A 20,166-nucleotide genomic window follows, 5' to 3' on the forward strand; every position below is an offset into this window, starting at 1 on the left:
CATGTCGGACGCGGGAGCGGGACCCAGACCACTTCCCACCTTCCGCCCTGACGAACGGGTGTGCGGCAACTGCAAGCTCTGGAGTCCGCACTCCGAGGATCACCGTGGCTGGGTGGGGCCGTGCCGCCTGCAGAGCTCGCGCGGCATGTTCCCGCCCTCCGCGCCCATCTGTGACAAGTACGCGCCCCGGGGCTCGGCGGCCCCGGCGCCAGTGGTTTCGAGCACGCGAACCCGCACGGTGCGGAGCGTGGCGCCGGTGGTGGTGCGCCACCGCGCGGATCCGCACCAAGTGGTGGACCTGGAAGGGCTGAACATGACGCGCGAAGAGCTGATGGACATCTTCCGGGAAGCCTCCGGCCTCACGGATCCGCCGCTCGCGGGCAAGTGGGAGGGCGGCACGGTGCGGCTGGTGCCGGGCAACCCGGAGCTCCAGGCGAAGGACCTGCCCATCGACAACCTGTTCCACAAGGTCACGATGGTGCGCGACCGCATCCGCGTGCTGGAGCAGAAGCTCAACGCCCACCCGAAGCTCAGCGAAGCGGAGAAGGCGGAGATGCAGGGCTACATCACCCGCGTCTACGGCTCGCTCACCAGCTTCAACCTCCTCTTCAAGGAGAAGGGGGATCAGTTCGTGGGCGCCAAGGGCGACGAGTAACCGCCCCCAGGCTCCGGGGCCTCAGGGCCGCTGGCCGCGCTCCTCCATCACGGTGAGGGTGCGCTGGCGGCCGCGGTGCAGGGCGCTCTTCACGGTGCCCTCGGGGATGCGCAGGAGCCGGGCGATTTCGGCGGAGCCCAGACCGCGCACCTCGCGCAGGTAGAGCACCTGCCGCTGCTGGGGGTTCACCTCCTCCAGCGCTTCGTGGAAGTGGCGCTGCATCTGCGTGCCCATGGCGTGGGCTTCCGGTGACACGGTCTCCTGGGGCGCGTGCGTCAGCCGCTCCCGGCGCCTTCGCGCGCGCAGCCAGTTGATGCTGCTGTTGACCATCACCCGGTGCAGCCACGTCGTCCACGTCGCCCGCCCGTCCAGTCCCGGGGGTTGCCGCGACAGGCGCAGGAAGACGTCCTGCACCACGTCCTCCGCGTCATCGGTGTCCCCCACGATGCGCCGGGCGATGGCCAGCGCGCGGGGCCGGTGCTGAGCGTACAAGTCATCCAGGGTGGGGAAGGCGAGGACGGCGGCGTGCGGGCCCATGGTGGACGGTCTCCTGTGTCTTCCCCTGGAACGAATGGGTGCGTGAAAGGGTCTATGGCCCTGGAGGGCATGCGACTTTCGGGAGGGTCACCGGAGCTGGCCCTCCAGGGGTGGACCCATGGCCAGCCCGGCCCACGAAGGCCCCGCTGGAGCCCGTCCACGGAGGTCAGCGCCGTGTTCCCGCGTGGAGGCTGGTGCGCACCTTCCGGGCCAGGGGGATGCCGCCATGGCTCAGCTGGCCGACTACGGACGCAGGAGGCCGTTCATGCCCCGGAGCCGTGAGGGCAACGGCGTCGCGGACCTGCTGCTGGGGCGTCCGCTCACCAGCGCCCAGGCGATGCAGGAGAAGACGGGCGTCCTCACCGGCGTGGCCCTGCTCGGGCTGGATGCGCTGTCCTCCGCAGCGTATGGCCCGGAGGCCGCGCTCACCGTGCTGCGGCCGCTGGGCGCCGGCGGCCTGTGGCTGCTCTTTCCCATCACCGTCGCCATCGTGGGGCTCTTGATGGTCGTCGCGGGCTCGTACGCGCAGACCATCGCCGCGTACCCCAGCGGCGGCGGTGCGTACACCGTGGCGAAGCAGAACCTGGGGCGGGGCGCGGGGCTGCTCGCGGCGACGGCGCTGATGCTGGACTACCTGCTCAACGTGGCCGTGGGCCTCTCCGCCGGCACGGGCGCGCTGGTGTCCGCGCTCCCCGCCCTGCGGCCCCACACGCTGCCCATCACCCTGGGCCTGCTGGCGCTGCTCACCCTGGTGAACCTGCGCGGCGTCAGCGAGGCGGGCGCCGTGTTCGTCGTGCCCACGTGGTTCTTCATCACGTCGCTGAGCGTGGTGCTGGCCGTGGGCCTCTTCAAGCTGGCCACCGGTGACGCGACGCCCGTGCAGCAGCCGCCGCCGCTGGCGGTGCCCACCGCGTCCCTGGGTGCGTGGCTGGTCATCCGCGCCTTCGCCAGCGGGTGCACGGCGATGACGGGCGTGGAGGCCATCAGCAACGCCGTGCCCATCTTCCGCGACCCCTCCATCCGCCGCGCGCGCGTCACGCTGGGCATCATCGTGGGCATCCTGGTGACGATGCTGCTGGGCATCGCGCTCTTGTGCCGGGCGTATGGCGTGGGCGCGACGGACCCCGACGGCGCGAACTACCAGACGGTGCTGTCGCAGCTCATCGCGGCGGTGATGGGGCGCGGCGTCTTCTACTACGTGGCCATGGCCGCCATCCTCTGCGTGCTCGCGCTGTCCGCGAACACCAGCTACGCGGGCTTCCCGCTCGTCTGCCAGGTGCTGGCGCGCGAGCGCTACCTGCCGCCCGGCTTCGCCCACCGGGGCCGGAGGCTCGCCCTGTCGCGCGGCATCCTCACCCTGTCCGGACTCGCGGCCCTGCTGCTCATCATCTGCAAGGGCATCACGGACCGGCTGATTCCGCTGTTCGCCATCGGCGCGCTCATGGCCTTCACCCTGTCCCAGGCGGGCATGGTGGTGCACTGGAGCCGGCACCGGGAGGAGGGCTGGCGGTGGCGCCGCACCCTCAACGGCGCGGGCGCGGTGATGACGGCGCTCACGCTCGTCATCGTGGGTGTGTCCAAGTTCATGCACGGCGGCTGGGCCGCGTTCGTCCTCGTGCCCATGGGCCTGGTGGTGCTGTCGCGCGTCCACGCCGCGTACACGCGCACGCGGCAGGCCACGGAGCTGAAGCGGCCCGTGCGCCTGACGCCCCCGTCGCCACGGGTCGCCGTGGTGCCGGTGGACCGCTGGTCCCATGCGTCGGAGACGGCGCTGCGCTTCGCGCTGGAGCTGAGCGACGACGTGCGCGCGGTGCACATCTGCAGCGGCGACACCGACGAGGCGGCGCTGGATTCCCAGTGGCAGCACTTCGTCCAGGGGCCGCTGCTGGAGGCGGGGCGTGCGCCGCCGCCGCTCGTGCACGTGGGCTCGCCGTACCGCGCGCTGGTGTGGCCGTTGGTGGACTACCTGGACGCGCTGCTCGCGGAGGTGCCGGGCCGCACCGTGGCCATCGTGATGCCGGAGCTGCTGGAGCGGCACTGGTACCGGGCCATGCTCTACGGCCGCCGCTCGGAGCTGCTCCGCAGCGCGCTGCTCTTGTCCGGCGAGCGGCGCCTGGTGGTGGTCAGCGTGCCCTGGTACCTGCGCACGGAAGCGCACCCGGAGCCGCACTCGGCCTGGGCCGCCCCCGGTCATCCCGAGGACGGCTGAGGCCGGGCGGGACTACTCCTGCTCGTCCTGCTTCGTCAGGCCCCAGTCCTTCAGGCGCTTGAAGAGGGTGGAGCGCGCGAGGCCCAGCTCCCGCGCCACGCGCTCGCGGTTGTTGTTGAAGCGGCGCAGCGCGGTTTCGATGATCTGCCGCTCCAGCTTCTCCAGCATCTGCTCCAGCGTCATGCCCGGAGGCAGCTCCGGCACGGTGATTCCCGTCTCGCGGTTGACCTCCTGGTCGAAGGACAGGTCGCTTCCGTCGATGGACGGGCCCTTGCGCAAGAGCAGCGCGCGGTGCACCACGTTGCGCAGCTCGCGGATGTTGCCCGGCCACGCGTGCTGCTGGAGCCGGTCCAACGCGGCCTGGGTGAAGCGCACCGTCTGCCCGCGCGGGGCGAACGCGCGCACGAAGTGCTCCGCCAGCGACACCACGTCCCCCCGGCGGTTGCGCAGGGGCGGCAGGTGCAGCGGCACGACGCACAGGCGGTAGTAGAGGTCCTCGCGGAAGCGGCCCTCGCGCGCCGCCGCCAGCAGGTCGCGGTTGGTGGCCGCCACCACGCGCACGTCCACGTGCATGGGGCGGCTGGCGCCCACGCGCTTGATTTCACCGCTCTCCAGCGCGCGCAAGAGCTTCGCCTGGAGGTCCAGCGGCAGCTCGCCAATCTCGTCCAGGAACAGCGTGCCGCCGTCCGCCTCCTCGAAGGCGCCCTTGCGCGCCCCCACGGAGCCGGTGAACGCGCCCTTCTCGTGGCCGAACAGCTCGCTTTCGATCAGCTCCTTGGAGATGGCGGCGCAGTTGACCGGGATGAGCGGCCGGTTCGCGCGGGGCGAACACGCGTGCAGCGCGTTCGCCACCAGCTCCTTGCCCGTGCCGGACTCACCCAGGATGGTGACGGCGGCGGTGGACGGCGCCACGCGCTGGATGAGGTCCGTGAGCTGCCGCACGGACGGGTCGCTCCCGAGGATGCCGTGGAAGGACTGCGCCTCCTTCTTCGCGGCGGGCACGGCCTCGAGCATCAGCTCCGCCTCGCCCACGCGCAGCGTGGTGGGCAGCGTCACCTCTGCTTCGAAGAGGCGCACCGGGCCCAGCCATGTGCCGTTGGTGGAGCGCAGGTCCACGACGTGGAAGACGCCGTCCCGGCGCGTCACCTTGAGGTGCCGGCCGGAGATGAACCGGTCCTGGAGCACCAGGTCGTTGCCCGCGTCCTTGCCCACCGTGAAGCTGTCACCGGTGAGCCGGTGCACGGCCTCCGTGGTGCCCTGCTTCACCCGCAGCTGCGCGGCCTGCCAGCGCTGCGCGTCGCGGCCCTGAACGTGGGTGGCGTTGCCCACGTCCGTGGCGGCGTCCGCGTCCTCGCTGGCGCCGTGCTGGCGGAACACCGCGCGCCACTGGCCCAGCTCGATGTCCGCGCCGTCGGGCAGGTCCGCGCGCTCCACCACCGCGCCCGCGACCTTCGTGCCCTTGCCGGACAGGTCCTCCACGCGGCACTTCTGCCCGTCCCAGAGGAGGGCCACCTGCTGGCGGCTCACCTCCGGATCCGGAATGGCTACGTCGCTGGAGTCGCCCCGGCCGAGCACCACCCGCGCCCGGTCCACCGCCACCCGCAGCACTTCCTCGCCTCGACGGAAGAACACCAGCTCCGGCATTACGAACTCTCTCCCAAGCCCCGGACACCCAAGGGCCGCGCGCAGCGCTTTACACGGCGCGTGCGCGGGCATCAACCCGGGGCCAGACAGGGAGGGGGAGGGCCGGAACCGACCCTGCCCACCCGACTACCGCTTGGGACCGAAGCGCGGGCTGCTCACCATGCCGGTGAGCCGGCCGCCACGCCAACCCGGGTTGTCCCGGTCCTGCGGCAGCATGTTCACCGCGAGCGCCAGGGGGCCCAGCCGCTGCTGGAAGGCCTGCTCGAACTTCAGCCGCACGTCGAGCGCCAGCTCGCTGTACTCCAGCCGCCGGCCCAGCTTCACCGTGCCGGTGCCAGCGCCCTCCAGGTCCTCGCTCTTGAGGTTCAAATCCCTCACCGTGCCCAGGCCCTTGTCGAACTGGAGGTCGCCCTTCAGCTCGCCCAGCACCACGCGCGGCAGCTCCATGGGCATCGCCGGGCCGCCCCCCATGGGGATGGCCGCCTTGCCGCCCTTGATGGTGAGCCCCTGGGTGTCCAGCGCCACCGTGCCGGACGCCTGCGACCAGTCCACCGGCTGGCCGCGAATCAGGGTCCCCGGCGCCTGGAGCGCCAGCTTCGCGTTGAGGGTGCCCTCCATGTCCACGCCCGTGTACGCGGGCAGGTTGCCGCCGCTGGCCTGCACGCCGTCCACGTCCACGTTCAGCGACGTGCCGCTCATGCCGCCCACGTGGATGTCCACCGTGCCGCCCATGCCCTTCATCTTCACCACCACGCCGGGCGGGAAGAGGGAGGGGCGCATGGCCACGCTGTCGAAGATGAGCTCCTGGCCCAGCTCATCCGGGCCCAGCCCGCCGGACTCACCCCGGGCGAGCGCCGCGACGGACTCCGCGCCCAGCGGCGTGGGCGGCTTGCTCAGGCGCACGTTGGTGGCCGTGACGCCGGAGAGGCCGGGCCGCAGGCTGCCGATGCGCACCGCGAGCCCCTGGGCCGCGGCCTCCGTCACCAGCCGCGAGCGGACCGCGTCGTACGGGAACGTGACCAGCAGGCAGAGGATGAACGCCACCACCGCGAAGGCGGCGTAGCCCAGGACGAGCTTCCAGCGGGCGGTCTTGGTTTCAGTGGCCATGGGCTATTGCTTCATCCGGTAGGTGGCGACGGTCGTCCACGCCGTCAGGGTGTCCGTGGCGGGCCGGGGCTCCACGCGCAGGTACTTCACCTTCACGATGCCCGGGCCCGTCTCCACCGTGCGCAGGAAGTCCGTCAGCTTGCGCAGGTCCACGTCCGTGAAGGTCAGCTCCACGGAGCTCTCGATGATCTTCCCGTCGCCCACGCCCACGTCGCCCTTGGGCGTCATGTTGGGGACGGTGAGGCCCGCGGCGGTGGCCTTGTCCTCGATGTACGTGATGAGCCGCACATTGCTCTGCGTGAGCTGCTGCTCCACGTTCTGCCGCTCCGCCTGCGCCTGGCCGTAGCTCGTCGCCAGCGCCTGCACCTCCTGCAGCTTCGCCAGCTTGTCCTGCGTGCGCCGGCGGTAGCCCTGCGCGCTGTTGGCGAAGCTGAAGAGGGTGACGAAGAGCACGAACACCAGGACCGCGGAGCCGGCCAGCGTCACGAGCTTGCGCTCGCGGTCGGAGAGCCGCTCGAACCACGTCTGGAGGGGCGCGAAGAGTTCTCGAAGCTTTCCCATGTCAGGTCTCTCCCCCCTGCTTCTCGCCGGGGCACTGCACCTGCACGTCCAGGCGGAAGGTCACCTTCTGCCCGTCGCGTGTCTTCTCCACCTTGCCCTCCTTCACGTCCTTGAAGCAGCGGTGGCCCTTCAAGGCGGCGGAGAGCGTGTCGATCTGCTTGGAGCTGTCCGTCTCCCCCTGGAGCATGATGCGGTCCAGGTCCACCTGGATGCGGTCGAACTTCACCGGCACCTCTGGCGGGACGCGCTGGGTGACCTCCGCCAGCAGGTTCACGGCGGACATCGCGGGCAGCGCCGCGGCGGGGCTCTCCACGCCCTTGAGCATGTTGAGGGCGCGGTCGTAGTTCGTCTCGCAGGTGCCCAGGATGCGCTGGGTCGTCTTGCAGAGGACCGCGTCCACCTCCGCCTCGCGCCGCGACAGCACCGTGTTGCGCACCACCCCGAAGGCGATGAGCAGCAAGAGCAGCGTCACCGCGAAGGAGGCCAGCAGGCCCATCCGGTCCTTCACGTAGTCGTAGCCGCCCTTGAAGGCGAACTCACCCCGGCGCAGGTTGAAGCGCGGCGCCTTGACCCCGGCGGCGTTGCCGCGCATGGCCAGCGCGTACGCCTGCGCCGCGGACGGCGTCTCCTTGGGGCCAATCATCGCGGCCGCGTCCGCCGGCAGCGCCAGCACGCGCACCGGCAGGTTCAGGTCCTTGGACAGCTGCTCCGCCAGGCCCGGCATCCGCGCGGTGCCGCCACACAGCACCACCGCGGAGACCTGCCGGCGGGTGCGCGCGGCGTAGGACTTGAAGGACGGGCGCAGCTCGCGCAGCACCGGCTGCAGGCCGCGCACGAAGGCGTTCGCGGCGCGCTCGGCGTCCGGCCCCTGCGCGGCGCTGGCCATCGCGCCGTGGGCTTCCTTCCACGCGTGGGCCTCCGGCGGCGTCGTCTGGAACTCCGTGGCCAGGGCGCGCGTCAGGTCGCGCCCGCCGCCCGCGAAGGTGCGCGCGAACTCCACGCCCTTGCCCGGCTGGCCAATGGCCACCGACGTGCGCTCATGGCCGATGTCCACCACCGCCACCGGGCCGCCCTCGCCCATGCCCTCGAAGAGGCCGGGGGCCTGGTTGAAGAGGTTCTGGTACGCGAGCGCCGGGTGGGTGATGACGCGCGGGTCCAGCTGGAGCTCGCCCAGGAGCGCCAGCAGCGACTGGAGCTCCTCCTTGCGCACCACGCCCACCAGCAGGTCCGCGGCCTTGTCCTTGCCGCCGGTGTCCTTCTGGCCGACCACCTGGTAGTCGTAGACGACCTCCGAGATGTCGAACGGCAGCTGGCTGCCCACTTCGAAGGGCAGCGTCGCCTCCACGCGCTTGCTGTCGGAGAAGGGCAGGCTCACCGCGTGCGTGGTGAGGGACGGGCCGGGCAGGGCGATGACGACCTGGTCCAGGTGCCCTTCCGGCATCTTCCCGAGCAGCTCCTCCACCGCGGCGCGCAGCGTCTCCGCGCGCTCGCCTTCCTGCGCGCGGCGCACTTCCGCGTAGGCCTGCGTGGTGCTGCTTTTCGCTCCGGAGGCGAGCACCACTCCCTTCACGGAGTGGCTGCCCAGGTCCAGGCCAAGAATGCGGGCCATGCTATTCCTCTCTGTAATACACGAGCTTGCCCAGCCCGTCGTCCAGGCGGATGACCGCGGTGAGCGTCTTCTGGACGCTGCCCGCTTCTCCCACGGACTTGATGGTGAATGTCTTGCTCTTGTCGCCCAGGTAGCGGTTCTGCTGGACGTTGCCCTTGATGAGCGGATTGACCGCGATGCCCGCCTGTTCGATGACGCCCACGAAGTCCGACACCGACATGCCGAAGAAGCTGAACATGCGCGCGGCGCGGATGCGGCTGATGAGCTCGTTGAGGAACACGGGGTCCGTCAGGCGCGGATCCGGCCGGTTGGGGTCCGCGGCGGACATGATGGCCAGGCCCAGCATGATGGGGTCGTCGGTATTGACGTTCGGCTTGGAGTTGATGTCCGGGTACACCGTGAGCCGGTCGCGGAAGGCCGCCATGAAGCGGTCGTTGACGCCATGCACGCGGTACAGCTCATCCAGGCTGTCGAAGCGCGCGTTCTTGACGTCATAGCGCGGTTCGTAGCGGCTGTACGGGGAACCCTCGTCCGCGAAGCCCGCGACGAAGGGGTTCGTGGGGTCCTTGGGGTTGAGGGTGGACTGGGTGGTGTCGTCGTCCGCCCAGTCCTTCAGCGCGATGACGGTGTCCTGCGGCGTGGAGCGCACCTTGTTGGCGTCGTCCTGCTGCCAGAGGAACTCGAAGCGCTTGTCCGAGAACATGTCCATCATGCGCGCGGCGGTGGCCTGGGCCTCCGCGCCGCCGGTGTTGAGGCGCGTGACGTTGAGCTTCTCCTCTTCGTCGCTGATGGTCGCGAGGAAGCAGCCCTCGAAGCCGCCAAAGGACCGCCGCTGCATCTGCTCCGCCATCTGCGTGGCCGCGCCTCCGCCCTCGGCCCCCTCTTCGCCCTCCATCTGGAAGTTGGGGTCCACCTGCACGGGCTCCGTCTCCGCGGGGCGGCCGTCCTCGCCCTGCGCGCCGTCGCTCTTCACCAGGCCCTTGAGCATGTGGCAGTCCACCCGGGCCAGCTTCCAGAGCTGGATGTTGAGCGACTGGGGCTGGAACGCCGCCGCGCCCCCCGCGCCACCCGCGCCCGCGGTGCCGCCGCCGCCCAGCATGCCGCCCAGCGCGCCCAGGAGGCTCGCGGGGTTGGGGATGGGCGTCTGGTCCACCTGCTTCTGGAAGCGCAAGAGCAGGCGCCCCAGCGACAGGCCGGAGCGGGCCATGTAGTAGGCGCGCACTTCGTCGCGCTGGTTGGCGGCCAGCTGCAGGTCCACGCGGCTGTTGTAGGCGAACTCCGTGGCCACCACCGTGAGCAGCGTGATGGAGACGAGCGCGATGATGAGCGCCACGCCGCGCGAGCGCCGGTGCTTGCGCTCCGCTGGCGAAGGCGGTGGGGCCGGGTTGACGGCCGTCCGCGCCTTGCCGCGCCGGCGGGACGCCTGCTGGAAGTAGGAGAAGGCCATCAGTTGAACCTCGGCAGTTCCGTGTTGAGCACGATGCGCGTCTGCGTGGTGTAGCGCGCCTCCTTGCCCGCTTCATCCAGGGCGATGACGGTGATGCGCACGCGCGTGGGCAGGAGGGACTTCTTCTCCGTGCGCCGCGTGTCCCATTCGTCGTCCCATTCCTTCTTCTCCGAATCCCAGTAGGCGAACTCCACGCCCTTGACGCCTTCGAAGAGGACGTCCGTGGTGCCGCCCCGGTCCATGCGGTCCCCCACGTTGGGGTTCACCCGCCGCTTCAGGTCCTGCCGCTGCCGGGTGTTCCGTTCGGAGGAGTTCTCCACGAAGTACTCCACCACCGCCTGGTCGGACTCCTTCACGTCCGTGTACAGGCGCTGGTGCGCGAACGTCGTGAAGGTCAGCTTGTCGCGCTCGCCAATGAAGTTGGTGGGCCGGTCGTTCTGGTCGCGGAAGCGGCGCAGGTCGTAGCGGTCGCTCACGTACGCGGAGCCGATTTCGCGTGCCATGCGGTTGAGCGACACGCGCACCATGCGGTAGCGCTCCGCCTCGCCCTCCACGACCTCCTTGGCGTTGATGCCCGTCTGGAAGGCCATGGCGACGACGGTGCCCATGAGGGCGGTGATGCCCACCGCGACCATGACCTCCATGAGGGTGAAGCCTCGCACTCGGCGCTTCATCGGGTGCCTCCTCGTCCCGGCATGCCCGGGAAGCCCCGCCCGCCAAAGATTCCGCCTGGCGCGCGCGGGTTGATGCCGGTGTTGCCGTTGCCGCCGCCCTGCGAGCCGTTCGCGCCGTTGAGCTGGTTGAGCACCGCCGCCCGGTTGACCAGCGGCTCTCGCGTGTTCGGATCCAGCATCTGTCCGTTCTCGCCGGGGATGGGGTTGTCCACCACGGCGCCCGTGCGCGGGTTCACCCACTGGTTCTCCGCGCCCGCGGTGCTGCCCGCGTTGGGCGTGAAGCCGCCGTTGCGGTCGCCGCCGGGCCCCAGGGACACGACGTGCGTCACCACGTCCACGCTCTCCACCTGGGTGCCTTCCTTCCAGTACACGGTGAGGTGCACCTCGCGGACGGATTTGGTGAGCTGGTCCACCATCTGCGTGAACATGGGCTGCGCCATGCTCATGGCGGACGCGCCCATGGGGCTGGCCGTGGTGGTGCCGCCAGGGGGCGTGCTGCCGCCCTTGCTGTCGCCGCCAGCGCCGCCGCCAAAGAGGCTGGCCAGGCCGCCCAGCGGGTCCCCGGAGTCGCCGCCGCCCATGGGCAGGTTGAAGATGGCGCCAATGAGCTGATCCGGCGTCACGCCGTCCGTCTTGGGCGCGATGATGCGGGCGCGCCACTTGAACTGGGGCCAGCCCTCGTCGGAGAAGTCGCCGGACTGTTCGTCGTCGTCCTGTTCGAAGCCGTCGTCGTAGAGCTTCTGCTCCAGGTCCGTCATCTTCGAGCGGGACAGCAGCGACGCCACGGTGAGCCGCTTGGTGTAGACGTGGTTGGCCACCGCGCCGGAGTTGAGGTCGAAGATGGCCATCAGCGCGACGCTGAGGATGGCCATGGCCACCATCGTCTCCAGCAGGGTGAAGCCTGAGCGCCTTCGCGTTGGGGTCCTCATGAGCGGGGCACCTCCAGGGCCTCGGATGCGATGAACACCTTGCCCGTCAGGGGTGACACGTCCAACGTCCACGCGTTGTCGCCCTGGCGCAGGAACACCATGGCCTTCTCCGTGTAGCCCTGCGGGAAGAAGTAGAGATAGGCCACGCCGCTCTCCACCGGCTCGCGCTGCTGCCGCGTCCACACCGACACCGCCACGCCCGCCGGAAGCGATTTGGGGCTGATCTCCTCCGCGGTGTACGCGGAGAAGGTGGACTGGGACTCGATGCGGTTCTTCTCCTCTTCCATCAGCTCCTGCGCGGACGGCTGCGAGCCTTCCGAGCGCGTGTAGTTCTTGCGGTTGTCCCCGCCGTTGTTGCCTTCGCGCCGGGCGCGCTCGCGGTCACGCGCTTCATCCCGCAGCGCCGAGTCCCGGTCGCGCGAGGTGGTGACGCCGCCCGCGGCGCATTCCGCGTGGTAGCGCGTGGCCTCCTCGCGCTTCGGGTCGGGGATTTCGAACACCAGCCGGCACGTCTTGCCGCTGAGCGCCGCCGAGTCGTAGAGCGAGCGGATGACGCCCGCGAGCTCCGTGGCGCTGCCCTTCGCCTTCGCGCCGGTGATGGCGCCAATGCCAATGGTCACCGCGGCGAACATCACCGCCGCGATGGCCAGCGCGATGGAGATCTCAATCAGCGTGAGGCCGCGCGGGGCGCGACGGCGGCGGGCGGGAGCAGGGAGTGACATGGCCTTCTTCATGGCTGCACCTCCTGTGCCACGATGCCGCCGCTGAAGAGGTCCGCGGCGTCTCCGGTGCCACCGGGCTTGCCGTCGGAGCCCAGGGACAACACGGCGCCCGACTTGCCCTCCATGCGGTAGACGTATGGGTGGCCCCACGGGTCGATGGGCGTCCCGTCCAGCACCTTGGAGTCGATGAGCGGCGCGAAGCCCTGCGCCTGCGTGGGGAAGAAGCCCATCAGCCGGTGGTAGGCCTTGAAGAAGCCTTCCAGGCGGCGGATCTGTTCGCGGGCCTGGCGCTGGGGGGGCGTGAGGGAGGTGTCCTCGGTGGCCCACACCAGCGCGAAGGCGAGCAGGGTGGCGCCGGCGAAGACGCCCAGGAGCAGCAGCCGGCCCAGGAGGGATGAGCGGGCGCGGGCCTGCCCCCCGGAAACGGGTCGCGCCTCGCGCGCGGACGTCGGTGAGGAAGTGTGCTCGGGGGTCATCACGGGCATTCCTACGACAACACGCGGGAGGCGCGGCTTTGCTTCAGGAAACGCCCGTTACTGCCGGGCGTTCTGTTCCTTGGAGGAGATGTCGGCGTCGGAGCCCTCGCCGCCCGGGTTGCCGTCGGCGCCGTAGCTGGTGATGACCGGCTTGCCGCCCTCGTTCATGTACACGTACTCGCGGCCCCAGGGGTCCAGCGGCATGCGCTCCAGGTTGTTGGTGTCCACCAGCGCCTTGAGGCCCGTGGCGGTGTCCGGGTAGGAGCCCTTCTTCGTGTAGTAGAGCTTCATCGCGCTCTGGATGTTGCGGATGTCCAGCTTCGCGGTGTCCTGCTTGGCCTCTTCCAGCTTCGGGATGACGGCCACGCCCACCGCCGCCGCGATGAGCCCGAGGATGGTGATGACCACCATGATCTCGATGAGGGTCATGCCGCGGTTCTTGCGGCGCTGCTGCTTCTTCGCGTTCGTCGTCGTCATGTCTTCACTCACCTTCGGGTGACTTTCTGGCAAGCCACCGCGCCATGGGTGTGTCGGGATGTCAGAAGCGCTTCGTCAGGGCGCCGTGCCCGGGCTGGAGGCCGCGGGCGGGTCCCGGTGGGCGTAGAGGCTGGCACCCACCGTCGCCAGCGTGGCGGCCAGGGCCAGGAGCCCCGTCAGCGTGGCGCGCTGGATCCACCGGTCGAGCGTGTCGTTCATCGTGCGCCCCTGCTCCTAATGGATGGCCGTGTTCACCTGCAGAATCGGCATCAGGATGCTGAGCGCGACGAATGCAATCATCACGCCCATCACCACGATGAGCATGGGCTCCAGGAGGCTGGTGAGCGCGCCGATGCGCACGTTCACCTGCGTCTCATAGGAGTCCGCCACCGACAGCAGCATGTCCTCCAGCTGCCCTGATTTCTCACCGATGGCGACCATGTGGTACACGAGCGGCGGGAACTGGCCGGACCGCTTGAGGGGCGTGGCGATGCTTTCGCCCTCGCGGATGGATTCGCGGGCGTTCTCCACCGCGTCCGCCAGCACCGAGTTCGTCATCACCGCCTTGACGATGTCCAGCGCGGCCAGCATGGGCACGCCGCTCTTGAGCAGCGTGGACAGCGTGCGCGCGAAGCGGGAGATGGCCAGCAGGCGCACGAGGCTGCCGAAGATGGGCGCCTTGAGCGTGAAGCGGTCCCACTTGGGCTTGCCCTTGGGGCTCTTCGTCCAGCGCATGAAGAAGATGAAGCCCGCCACCATGGACGGAATCACCAGGAACCACCACGCCTGCATGAAGTTGGACGCGGCGATGAGGATGCGCGTGTTCAGGGGCAGGGTGGCCTTCATCGTTTCGAAGATCTTCGTGACCTTCGGGACGACGAACACCATCAGGAGGATCAGGATGCCGCCGCCCACCAGCATCATGATGGCGGGGTAGAGCATGGTGCCGATGATCTTCTGCTGCAGCTTGGCCTGGTTCTCCGTGAAGTCCGCCAGGCGCAGCAGCACGGTGTCCAGCGCGCCGGAGGCCTCACCCGCGCGCACCATGTTGATGTAGATGCTGGGGAAGATCTTCGGGTGCTGGCTGAACGCGTCCGCCAGGGACGAGCCTTCGTTCACGCGCTGCTTGATGTCGGAGAGGGCGCGCTTGAGGCGCTCCTTCTCCGCCTGGTCCACCAGCGCGTTGAGCGAGTCCACGATGGTGACGCCCGCGCCCAGCAGGGTCGCGAGCTGGCGGGTGAGGATGGCGACGTCCTCGGTGCTGACCCGGCCGCCGGCCAGCTTGCGCAGGTCCACGTCGCGCGCCACGAGCGACGCGTTGGCGCCCTTGGACACGCCCGCGCGGCTGCCCTCCGCCTGCCCGAGCACGTCGGTCAGGAAGATGCCATCCGCGCGCAGCTTGGAGCGCAGCGTCTTGGGCGAGTCCGCCTCCAGCAAGCCCTTCTTCTGCTTGCCGTGGGAGTCGAGGCCTCTGTATTCGAAGACGGGCATGGCGGACTAGATGTCCTCCTGCGTGATGCTCAGGACTTCAGCGATGGTCGTCTCGCCCAGGGCGATCTTCCGCACGCCGTCTTCCAGGAGCGTGATCATGCCCTTGGCGAGCGCGGACTTCTTGATGGTGGACGCATCCACGTTCTTGAGCACCAGCTGGCGCACGTCGTCGTCCACGAAGAGGAACTCGTAGATGCCGGAGCGGCCGCGGTAGCCATTGCGGTTGCAGGACGGGCAGCCCACCGCGCGGTAGATGCGGTCCGTGCCAAAGCGCTCCTTGAAGCTCTTGACCGTGAAGCCCAGCTCCTGCAGCTCCGCGTCCGTGGGCGTGTAGGCCTCACGGCAGTCCGGGCACACCCGGCGCACGAGGCGCTGGGCGAGGATGCCGGTGAGCGACGACGCCACGAGGAAGGGCTGCACGCCCATGTCCACGAGTCGCGTCACGGCGCCGGCCGCGTCGTTGGTGTGGACCGTGGAGAGCACCAGGTGGCCCGTGAGGGACGCCTGGATGGCGATCTCCGCCGTCTCCTTGTCGCGGATCTCACCGACCATGATGACGTCCGGATCCTGGCGGAGGAAGGAGCGCAGGCCCTGCGCGAACGTCAGGCCAATCTTCGGGGCGATGGCCATCTGGCCAATGCCCTTGAGCTGGTACTCGACCGGGTCCTCGACGGTGAGGATGTTGAGGTCGGGCGTGTTGATCTTGGAGAGCGCGCCGTAGAGCGTCGTCGTCTTGCCGGAGCCCGTGGGGCCCGTCACCAGGACGATGCCGTGCGAGCGCTTGATGACGGATTGCATGTTGCCCAGCACCTGCTGGCTCATGCCGATTTCCGCCAGGTCCAGCAGCGTCGCCGTCTTGTCGAGCAGACGCATGACGATGCGCTCGCCGAAGGACGTGGGCGTGGTGGACAGACGGATGTCGATGTCGCGGCCCGCCAGCTTGATGCGGATGCGGCCGTCCTGCGGCAGGCGCTTCTCCGCGATGTTGAGCTGCCCCATCACCTTCACGCGCGCGATGATGGAGTTCTGGTAGCGCTTGGGAGGCTTGATGACCTCCTGGAGCACGCCGTCGATGCGGAAGCGCACCAGGAGCTCGCGCTCCATGGGCTCGATGTGGATGTCGCTCGCGCGCTCCTTGGCGGCGCGGAAGAGCACGGAGTTCACCAGCCGGATGACCGGGGCCTCGTCGTCCGCGTCCAGCAGGTCCTTGGGCTCCTCCAGCTCATGGGCCAGCGAGTCCAGGTCCTCCGTGGTCTCCATCTCGTCCACGAGCGCTTCGGCCTCGTTGACGGAGCGGTCGTACACGCTGTTGATGGCGTCCACGATGGTGGAGGCGAGCGCGATGCGCGGCTGGATGCCCTGGCCCAAGAGCAGGCGCGCGTGGTCCAGCGCCGTCGTGTCCAGCGGGTCCGCCACCGCGAGCACCACCTCGTCGCCCTCCACGGAGAGCGGGAGCAGCTGCGTCTGGCGGGCGAAGTTGATGGGGATGCGCTTGACCAGCTCCGCGTCCACCTCCTCCACGAAGATGCGCTGGAGGTAGGGCAGGTCCAGCTGGTGGCCCAGGGCGCGGGCCACGTCCTCCTCGCTGACCGCCTTCATGCCCACCAGGACCTCACCCAGCCGCCCGCCCTTCTCCTGCTGGGTGGCGAGCGCCTCCTGGATCTTCTCCGGGGTGAGGGCGGGCACGAGCGCGCGGAGGATCTCCCCGAGCGGCCGGCCACAGAGATAGGCCTGTCCGTGGGCGACGATCTGGGTGGCGTCGTTGCGGCCGCCGGACACGTCCGGCGTCGCGGTGGAGCCTTGAGAAGTGGGGGTGTCGGCGGTCAGGTCCATGGGTCTTACTCCCCGTCTCCCGGCTGGATGCGCAGCCGCTCGGTGTCCGCGTCCGGCGTGGGCGCGATCACTTCAGGCTGTGGCGCGGGGACTGATCTCTCCGAACCCTCCGGAGGCGCCTCTAAATTTCGCGGTGCCTGGCCGCCCTCGGGAGAGGGTGCCGCACCTTCCGGCGGAGGCGGGGCTTCCCCGCCCGGCCGCGCGGGGGACGGGGAAGCGGGCGCCGTGCCGCCGGGAGCCGGAGCGCCGGCGGGGCGGATGACGCGCTCGTTGCCCGTGCCACTGCCGCCGTTCTCCACCCGCTGCTCTTCCTTGAGCACCGACTGGTTCATGCGCGACAGGGGGCCGGGCTTGCGGCTGAAGTCCACCGCGACGTCGTAGCCGGGGACCTGGCCGTAGAACTGCTCCACGAACTGCTGCCGCTCCTTCATCTTGCGCTCGAAGATGCGACGGAAGTCCTCCTGGCCGCGGATGATGTAGGGCGTGAGGAAGAGCAGCAGGTTCGTCTTCGTCTTGCGGCGCGTGGTGTCGCGGAACAGGTGGCCCAGCAGCGGGATGTCACCCAGCACCGGCACCTTGGAGACGGACTCCAGCGTGCGGTCCTGCATGATGCCGCCAATCACCACCGTCTCCATGTCCTTGGCGATGACCGTCGTCTTCGCGCTGCGCTTCGACGTGGTGGGGCCCAGGACGGGGTCCGAGGAGGCGATCTCCTCCGTCTGCTCCGTGATGACGAGGCGGATGAAGTCGCTCTCGTTGATCTGCGGCTTGACGGTGAGCTTCAGCTCCACGTTCTGGCGGGTGATGGGCGCGTAGAGCGACCCCAGGCCGCCCAGCGAGCCCAGCAGCGACGGATTGATGCCGCCGGTGGTGCCCGTGCCGGTGCCGCCGAGCGAGCTGCCCAGCGCGGACGGGGTGAAGCCGGACTGGAAGGGCACGTTCTGGCCCACCGTGATTTCGGCCTCCTCGTTGTCGCTGGTGAGCAGGTGCGGCGTGGACAGCACGTTCACGTCCGACGACTGCTGCATGGCGTTGAGCACCACGCCGAAGGCCGGGATGTCGATGCCCAGCGCCTTGAGCTCCGGCAGGACGGGGCCCTGGATGCCGGCGAGGAAGCCGCCCATGCTGGCCAGGTTCGCCAGGGAGAAGGACGGGGGCACGCCGCCGCCCGCGTAGTTGGTGCCGAGGATGCCGGGGATGGCGCCGTCATCCGTCTTGAGGCTGAAGCCCTGGTGGAAGTTGATGCCGAACTCGCTGTTGCGGTCCAGGTTCACTTCCATGATCACCGCCTCCACGAACACCTGGCGGCGCGGCTGATCCAGCTGCTGGATGATCTGGACGATGTTCTTGTAGTCGCCCTGGCTGGCGACGATGACCAGCGAGTTGGTGCCCTTGTCGGCGCTGATCTTCACCTCGCCGCTGAACAGCTCCGCGGCCTGGGCGGGCGCGCGCGGCAGGCCCTGCGGCTGCTGCGGGATGGGGCCGCGCTGGGGGCGGTTGGCGGTGCCCTGCGCGAGCGACTGGAGCGTGCTGGCCAGCTCCTCGGAGTTGGCGTTCTCCAGCGGGTAGACGTTGATCTTGTTGCCGCTGCCGGAGGGGATGTCCACCTCGCGCACCAGGTCCTGGATGCGGCCGAAGGCGGCGGGGCTGGCCACGATGATGAGCTTGTTGGTGCGCTCGTCCGGGATGATCTGCGACAGGGTGGCCGCGCCGCCCGTGTCGGTGCCGCCGCTGGCCACGCCTTCCGCGCCGGGAGGAGGCTGGCCGGGGACGCCCTGCGTGAAGTTGCCGGGGCGCTGGCCCGCGCGGCCGCCCGCGCCGGCCTTGGCTTCAAAGAGCTTCTGGATGGTGTTGGCCACGTCCTGCGCGGTGGCGTACTGCACCTGGATGATGCGCATCTCGTCGCTGGAGGAGCGGCTGTCCAGCTGGTTGATGAGGCGCTCCAGGCGGTGGATGTTGGAGCCCACGTCGTTGACGATGATGGTGTCCGGCGGGTACGGGATGGTGTCGCCGTCCTTGGACACGAGCTGCTGGAGGACGCCGCGCAGCGGCTCCACCTCCACGTACTTGATCTTGAACAGCTTGGTGACCATCTGCTCGTTCGTCGTGTACGGGGTCTCGTCGTCCACGATGGTCGGGATGGGGTTCTGCTTCGCCGAGCGCTTGTCGACGATCTTCAGGAACCGGCCGTACGGGTAGACGGCCAGGCCGTTCGCGTCGAGCGCGGCGAGGAACGCGGAGTAGAACGAGTCCGCGTCCACCTCCACGCGGCCGTTCTCCGGGCCGATGATGGAGATCTTCCCGCGCACGTTCTCCGGGAGGATGAAGGTGCGGCAGGTGGCGTCCGACACGGTCTGGACGAGCTTCTCGATGTCCACCTTGTCGAAGTAGATGCCGTAGCGCGCGTTGCGCCGGGCCTGCTCGCATGAGGGCACCTGGCGGGGGCCCTGGTTCTCCGGCGCGTTGGCGGGCGCGCCAGCGCCCTGCGGGGTGATGGTCCGGTCACGTTCACCCTGCGCCGCGGGAGCGGGGGCCGGGGTACCGGGCTGCGTAGGACGGCGCTGGGCCCACGCGGGGACAGAGAGCGCGAGGCACAGGCAGAGCATCCAGGACGGGAGCGTCGTCTTCATGGAGGAGCGGGCGCTTTGACGGGGGTGTTTAACGGACGTTGTAGGATTTGCGGATCGGCGCGCCGTTGCGCTCGATCTCGATCTCGATACGGGAGGAGTCCTTCAGCTTCGAGTAGATCTCCAGCGCCTTCTCAGGGCTGTTCATGTCGAAGCCGTTGATGCGGCGGATGACGTCACCGTTCTGGACGCCGATCTTCGAATAGATGCTGTCCGGGCGGATGGAGAACAGCTTGAAGCCCACCGCCTGGCCGTCCTTGAAGGCGGGCACGATGCGCGCCTGCATCGCCACGTCGTTGAGGTTGCTCAACGTCTTGTCGATCTCCGCCTTGGGGACTTCGTACTCGTTCTCCCCGGTGGACTTGATGCCGTTGCCCAGGCTGTTGGGCGTGGTGGCGGCGGGCGTGGCCACGGGGGGCGGGGTGTAGGCGGCGACGGCGCCGTCACCGGGCTGCCCGTCGATGAACTCGCGGCGGCCGTTGTTGTTGATGATGACGCGCTCGCGTTCGATCTCCATGACCGTGGCGCCCATCAGGTTGTTGCCGATCATGTACGTCTGCGACCGCTGGGTGGTCATGTCCTGGACGGACGCGAAGGACCAGTCCGGGTTGGCCGCGACGAGCGTGCCCAAGAGCTTCACGCGCAGGCCGCTCTTGGCCGGCGGAGCGTTGGCGTCGAACTCCGGCGTCGTGGGCTCCTTCACCGCGACCTCTTCCGCGGGCAGCTTCACGCCGGTGAGGCGCGACAGGCGCTCCGCGTCGATGGTGGCAAGGCCGCTGTCAGCGGCGTGGGTGCGCTGCGCGACGCGGGCGGGAGCCTCGGACGCGGGCGCGGGGGAGATGGAGGATTCGACGAACAGGTTCACCGTGCGCGCCGCCAGCAAGGCGACGAGCAGGATGAACAACAGGTTCACGCTCCAGAAGTACTTGCGAAAGAAGAGTTCCATCACGCTTCCGGGAGAAAGCCAGCCCCACATGGGACCTTGAGCAAGGCAGGTGCCATCGCTGGGCGGGCGTCAAACCCACGACTTACGGCCAAGTCCTTGAAATTATTTCGGAATAGGACGGGGCCCCGGCCAGGGGGACGGCCGGGACAGGACGTCGGGACAAATTGTCAAAAGCAGGCGGGGGCCGGTGTGACGGCCTGTCAGTCCGCGCTGGTGGGGGAG

The 20,166-nt window shown here is 69.4% G+C and carries 18 protein-coding genes; 2 read left to right on the top strand and 16 right to left on the bottom strand.

Annotated features, from left to right (window positions below; genetic code table 11):
- Position 1: 1 nt before the first annotated feature.
- On the top strand, positions 2-655 hold the full coding sequence (locus D7X32_RS25290) for a DUF8685 domain-containing protein (protein WP_120605135.1): 654 nt from the start codon (positions 2-4) through the stop codon (positions 653-655).
- Between the two features lie 21 nt (positions 656-676).
- Here D7X32_RS25290 and D7X32_RS25295 read toward each other — a convergent pair whose 3' ends face one another.
- Positions 677-1,192, bottom strand: coding sequence for an RNA polymerase sigma factor (locus D7X32_RS25295; RefSeq protein ID WP_120605136.1), 516 nt, complete (start codon positions 1,190-1,192; stop codon positions 677-679).
- Between the two features lie 265 nt (positions 1,193-1,457).
- Here D7X32_RS25295 and D7X32_RS25300 point away from each other — a divergent pair, with 265 nt between their 5' ends.
- Positions 1,458-3,401 carry an APC family permease gene (locus D7X32_RS25300; RefSeq protein WP_120605137.1) on the top strand — a complete coding sequence of 648 codons (1,944 nt, stop codon included), beginning with the start codon at positions 1,458-1,460 and terminating at the stop codon, positions 3,399-3,401.
- Between the two features lie 12 nt (positions 3,402-3,413).
- Here the strand turns inward: D7X32_RS25300 and D7X32_RS25305 are convergent, their stop codons facing one another.
- The 15 genes from D7X32_RS25305 to gspC form a co-directional block, all read right to left on the bottom strand.
- Positions 3,414-5,045, bottom strand: coding sequence for a sigma 54-interacting transcriptional regulator (locus tag D7X32_RS25305; protein ID WP_120605138.1), 1,632 nt, complete (start codon positions 5,043-5,045; stop codon positions 3,414-3,416).
- Between the two features lie 126 nt (positions 5,046-5,171).
- Positions 5,172-6,152 carry a type II secretion system protein GspN gene (gspN, locus tag D7X32_RS25310; protein ID WP_120605139.1) on the bottom strand — a complete coding sequence of 327 codons (981 nt, stop codon included), beginning with the start codon at positions 6,150-6,152 and terminating at the stop codon, positions 5,172-5,174.
- A gap of 3 nt (positions 6,153-6,155) precedes the next feature.
- A complete protein-coding gene (locus D7X32_RS25315) occupies positions 6,156-6,713 on the bottom strand; it encodes a type II secretion system protein M (protein WP_120605140.1) in 558 nt (185 codons plus the stop codon).
- 1 nt (position 6,714) lies between these two features.
- Positions 6,715-8,322, bottom strand: coding sequence for a pilus assembly protein PilM (gene pilM / locus D7X32_RS25320; RefSeq protein WP_120605141.1), 1,608 nt, complete (start codon positions 8,320-8,322; stop codon positions 6,715-6,717).
- Position 8,323: 1 nt separating this feature from the next.
- The gene (locus tag D7X32_RS25325) at positions 8,324-9,769 is read right to left on the bottom strand and encodes a type II secretion system protein GspK (protein WP_120605142.1); all 1,446 of its coding nucleotides are present in this window, start codon (positions 9,767-9,769) and stop codon (positions 8,324-8,326) included.
- Positions 9,769-10,443, bottom strand: a complete 675-nt coding sequence (locus tag D7X32_RS25330; RefSeq protein ID WP_120605143.1) for a type II secretion system protein GspJ — start codon at positions 10,441-10,443, stop codon at positions 9,769-9,771. The genes D7X32_RS25325 and D7X32_RS25330 overlap by 1 nt, the downstream gene beginning before the upstream one ends.
- Positions 10,440-11,372, bottom strand: a complete 933-nt coding sequence (locus tag D7X32_RS25335) for a type IV pilus modification PilV family protein (protein ID WP_120605144.1) — start codon at positions 11,370-11,372, stop codon at positions 10,440-10,442. Before D7X32_RS25335 ends, D7X32_RS25330 begins: the two co-directional genes overlap by 4 nt.
- Positions 11,369-12,106: a pilus assembly FimT family protein gene (locus D7X32_RS25340; protein ID WP_120605145.1), complete on the bottom strand. Its 738-nt coding sequence runs from the start codon at positions 12,104-12,106 to the stop codon at positions 11,369-11,371. The genes D7X32_RS25335 and D7X32_RS25340 overlap by 4 nt, the downstream gene beginning before the upstream one ends.
- Positions 12,103-12,570: a type II secretion system protein GspG gene (locus tag D7X32_RS25345; RefSeq protein ID WP_120605151.1), complete on the bottom strand. Its 468-nt coding sequence runs from the start codon at positions 12,568-12,570 to the stop codon at positions 12,103-12,105. The genes D7X32_RS25340 and D7X32_RS25345 overlap by 4 nt, the downstream gene beginning before the upstream one ends.
- Before the next feature lie 57 nt (positions 12,571-12,627).
- Positions 12,628-13,047: a type II secretion system major pseudopilin GspG gene (gene gspG, locus D7X32_RS25350; protein WP_120605146.1), complete on the bottom strand. Its 420-nt coding sequence runs from the start codon at positions 13,045-13,047 to the stop codon at positions 12,628-12,630.
- A 75-nt stretch (positions 13,048-13,122) separates the two neighbouring features.
- Positions 13,123-13,266, bottom strand: a complete 144-nt coding sequence (locus D7X32_RS46015) for a hypothetical protein (protein ID WP_167506511.1) — start codon at positions 13,264-13,266, stop codon at positions 13,123-13,125.
- Between the two features lie 15 nt (positions 13,267-13,281).
- Positions 13,282-14,538, bottom strand: a complete 1,257-nt coding sequence (gspF, locus tag D7X32_RS25355; protein ID WP_120605147.1) for a type II secretion system inner membrane protein GspF — start codon at positions 14,536-14,538, stop codon at positions 13,282-13,284.
- Positions 14,539-14,544: 6 nt separating this feature from the next.
- Positions 14,545-16,371: a type II secretion system ATPase GspE gene (gspE, locus tag D7X32_RS25360; RefSeq protein ID WP_120605148.1), complete on the bottom strand. Its 1,827-nt coding sequence runs from the start codon at positions 16,369-16,371 to the stop codon at positions 14,545-14,547.
- A gap of 5 nt (positions 16,372-16,376) precedes the next feature.
- A complete protein-coding gene (gene gspD / locus D7X32_RS25365) occupies positions 16,377-19,001 on the bottom strand; it encodes a type II secretion system secretin GspD (RefSeq protein WP_120605149.1) in 2,625 nt (874 codons plus the stop codon).
- 28 nt (positions 19,002-19,029) lie between these two features.
- Entirely contained in the window at positions 19,030-19,944 is a 915-nt protein-coding gene (gspC, locus tag D7X32_RS25370) for a type II secretion system protein GspC (protein WP_171447961.1), read from the bottom strand.
- Between the last annotated feature and the right edge of the window lie 222 nt (positions 19,945-20,166).

It is taken from the genome of Corallococcus carmarthensis (assembly GCF_003611695.1).
GTDB lineage: Bacteria > Myxococcota > Myxococcia > Myxococcales > Myxococcaceae > Corallococcus > Corallococcus carmarthensis.

Coding starts and splice junctions, on each gene's coding strand:
- D7X32_RS25340 (WP_120605145.1), bottom strand. CDS start 12,106: ATGAAGAAGGCCATGTCACTCCCTGCTCCCGCCCGCCGCCGTCGCGCC.
- gspG (WP_120605146.1), bottom strand. CDS start 13,047: ATGACGACGACGAACGCGAAGAAGCAGCAGCGCCGCAAGAACCGCGGC.
- gspE (WP_120605148.1), bottom strand. CDS start 16,371: ATGGACCTGACCGCCGACACCCCCACTTCTCAAGGCTCCACCGCGACG.
- D7X32_RS25295 (WP_120605136.1), bottom strand. CDS start 1,192: ATGGGCCCGCACGCCGCCGTCCTCGCCTTCCCCACCCTGGATGACTTG.
- D7X32_RS25290 (WP_120605135.1), top strand. CDS start 2: ATGTCGGACGCGGGAGCGGGACCCAGACCACTTCCCACCTTCCGCCCT.
- D7X32_RS25300 (WP_120605137.1), top strand. CDS start 1,458: ATGCCCCGGAGCCGTGAGGGCAACGGCGTCGCGGACCTGCTGCTGGGG.
- pilM (WP_120605141.1), bottom strand. CDS start 8,322: ATGGCCCGCATTCTTGGCCTGGACCTGGGCAGCCACTCCGTGAAGGGA.
- D7X32_RS25325 (WP_120605142.1), bottom strand. CDS start 9,769: ATGGCCTTCTCCTACTTCCAGCAGGCGTCCCGCCGGCGCGGCAAGGCG.
- D7X32_RS25330 (WP_120605143.1), bottom strand. CDS start 10,443: ATGAAGCGCCGAGTGCGAGGCTTCACCCTCATGGAGGTCATGGTCGCG.
- D7X32_RS25305 (WP_120605138.1), bottom strand. CDS start 5,045: ATGCCGGAGCTGGTGTTCTTCCGTCGAGGCGAGGAAGTGCTGCGGGTG.
- D7X32_RS25335 (WP_120605144.1), bottom strand. CDS start 11,372: ATGAGGACCCCAACGCGAAGGCGCTCAGGCTTCACCCTGCTGGAGACG.
- gspC (WP_171447961.1), bottom strand. CDS start 19,944: ATGGAACTCTTCTTTCGCAAGTACTTCTGGAGCGTGAACCTGTTGTTC.
- D7X32_RS25345 (WP_120605151.1), bottom strand. CDS start 12,570: ATGACCCCCGAGCACACTTCCTCACCGACGTCCGCGCGCGAGGCGCGA.
- gspD (WP_120605149.1), bottom strand. CDS start 19,001: ATGAAGACGACGCTCCCGTCCTGGATGCTCTGCCTGTGCCTCGCGCTC.
- gspN (WP_120605139.1), bottom strand. CDS start 6,152: ATGGCCACTGAAACCAAGACCGCCCGCTGGAAGCTCGTCCTGGGCTAC.
- D7X32_RS46015 (WP_167506511.1), bottom strand. CDS start 13,266: ATGAACGACACGCTCGACCGGTGGATCCAGCGCGCCACGCTGACGGGG.
- D7X32_RS25315 (WP_120605140.1), bottom strand. CDS start 6,713: ATGGGAAAGCTTCGAGAACTCTTCGCGCCCCTCCAGACGTGGTTCGAG.
- gspF (WP_120605147.1), bottom strand. CDS start 14,538: ATGCCCGTCTTCGAATACAGAGGCCTCGACTCCCACGGCAAGCAGAAG.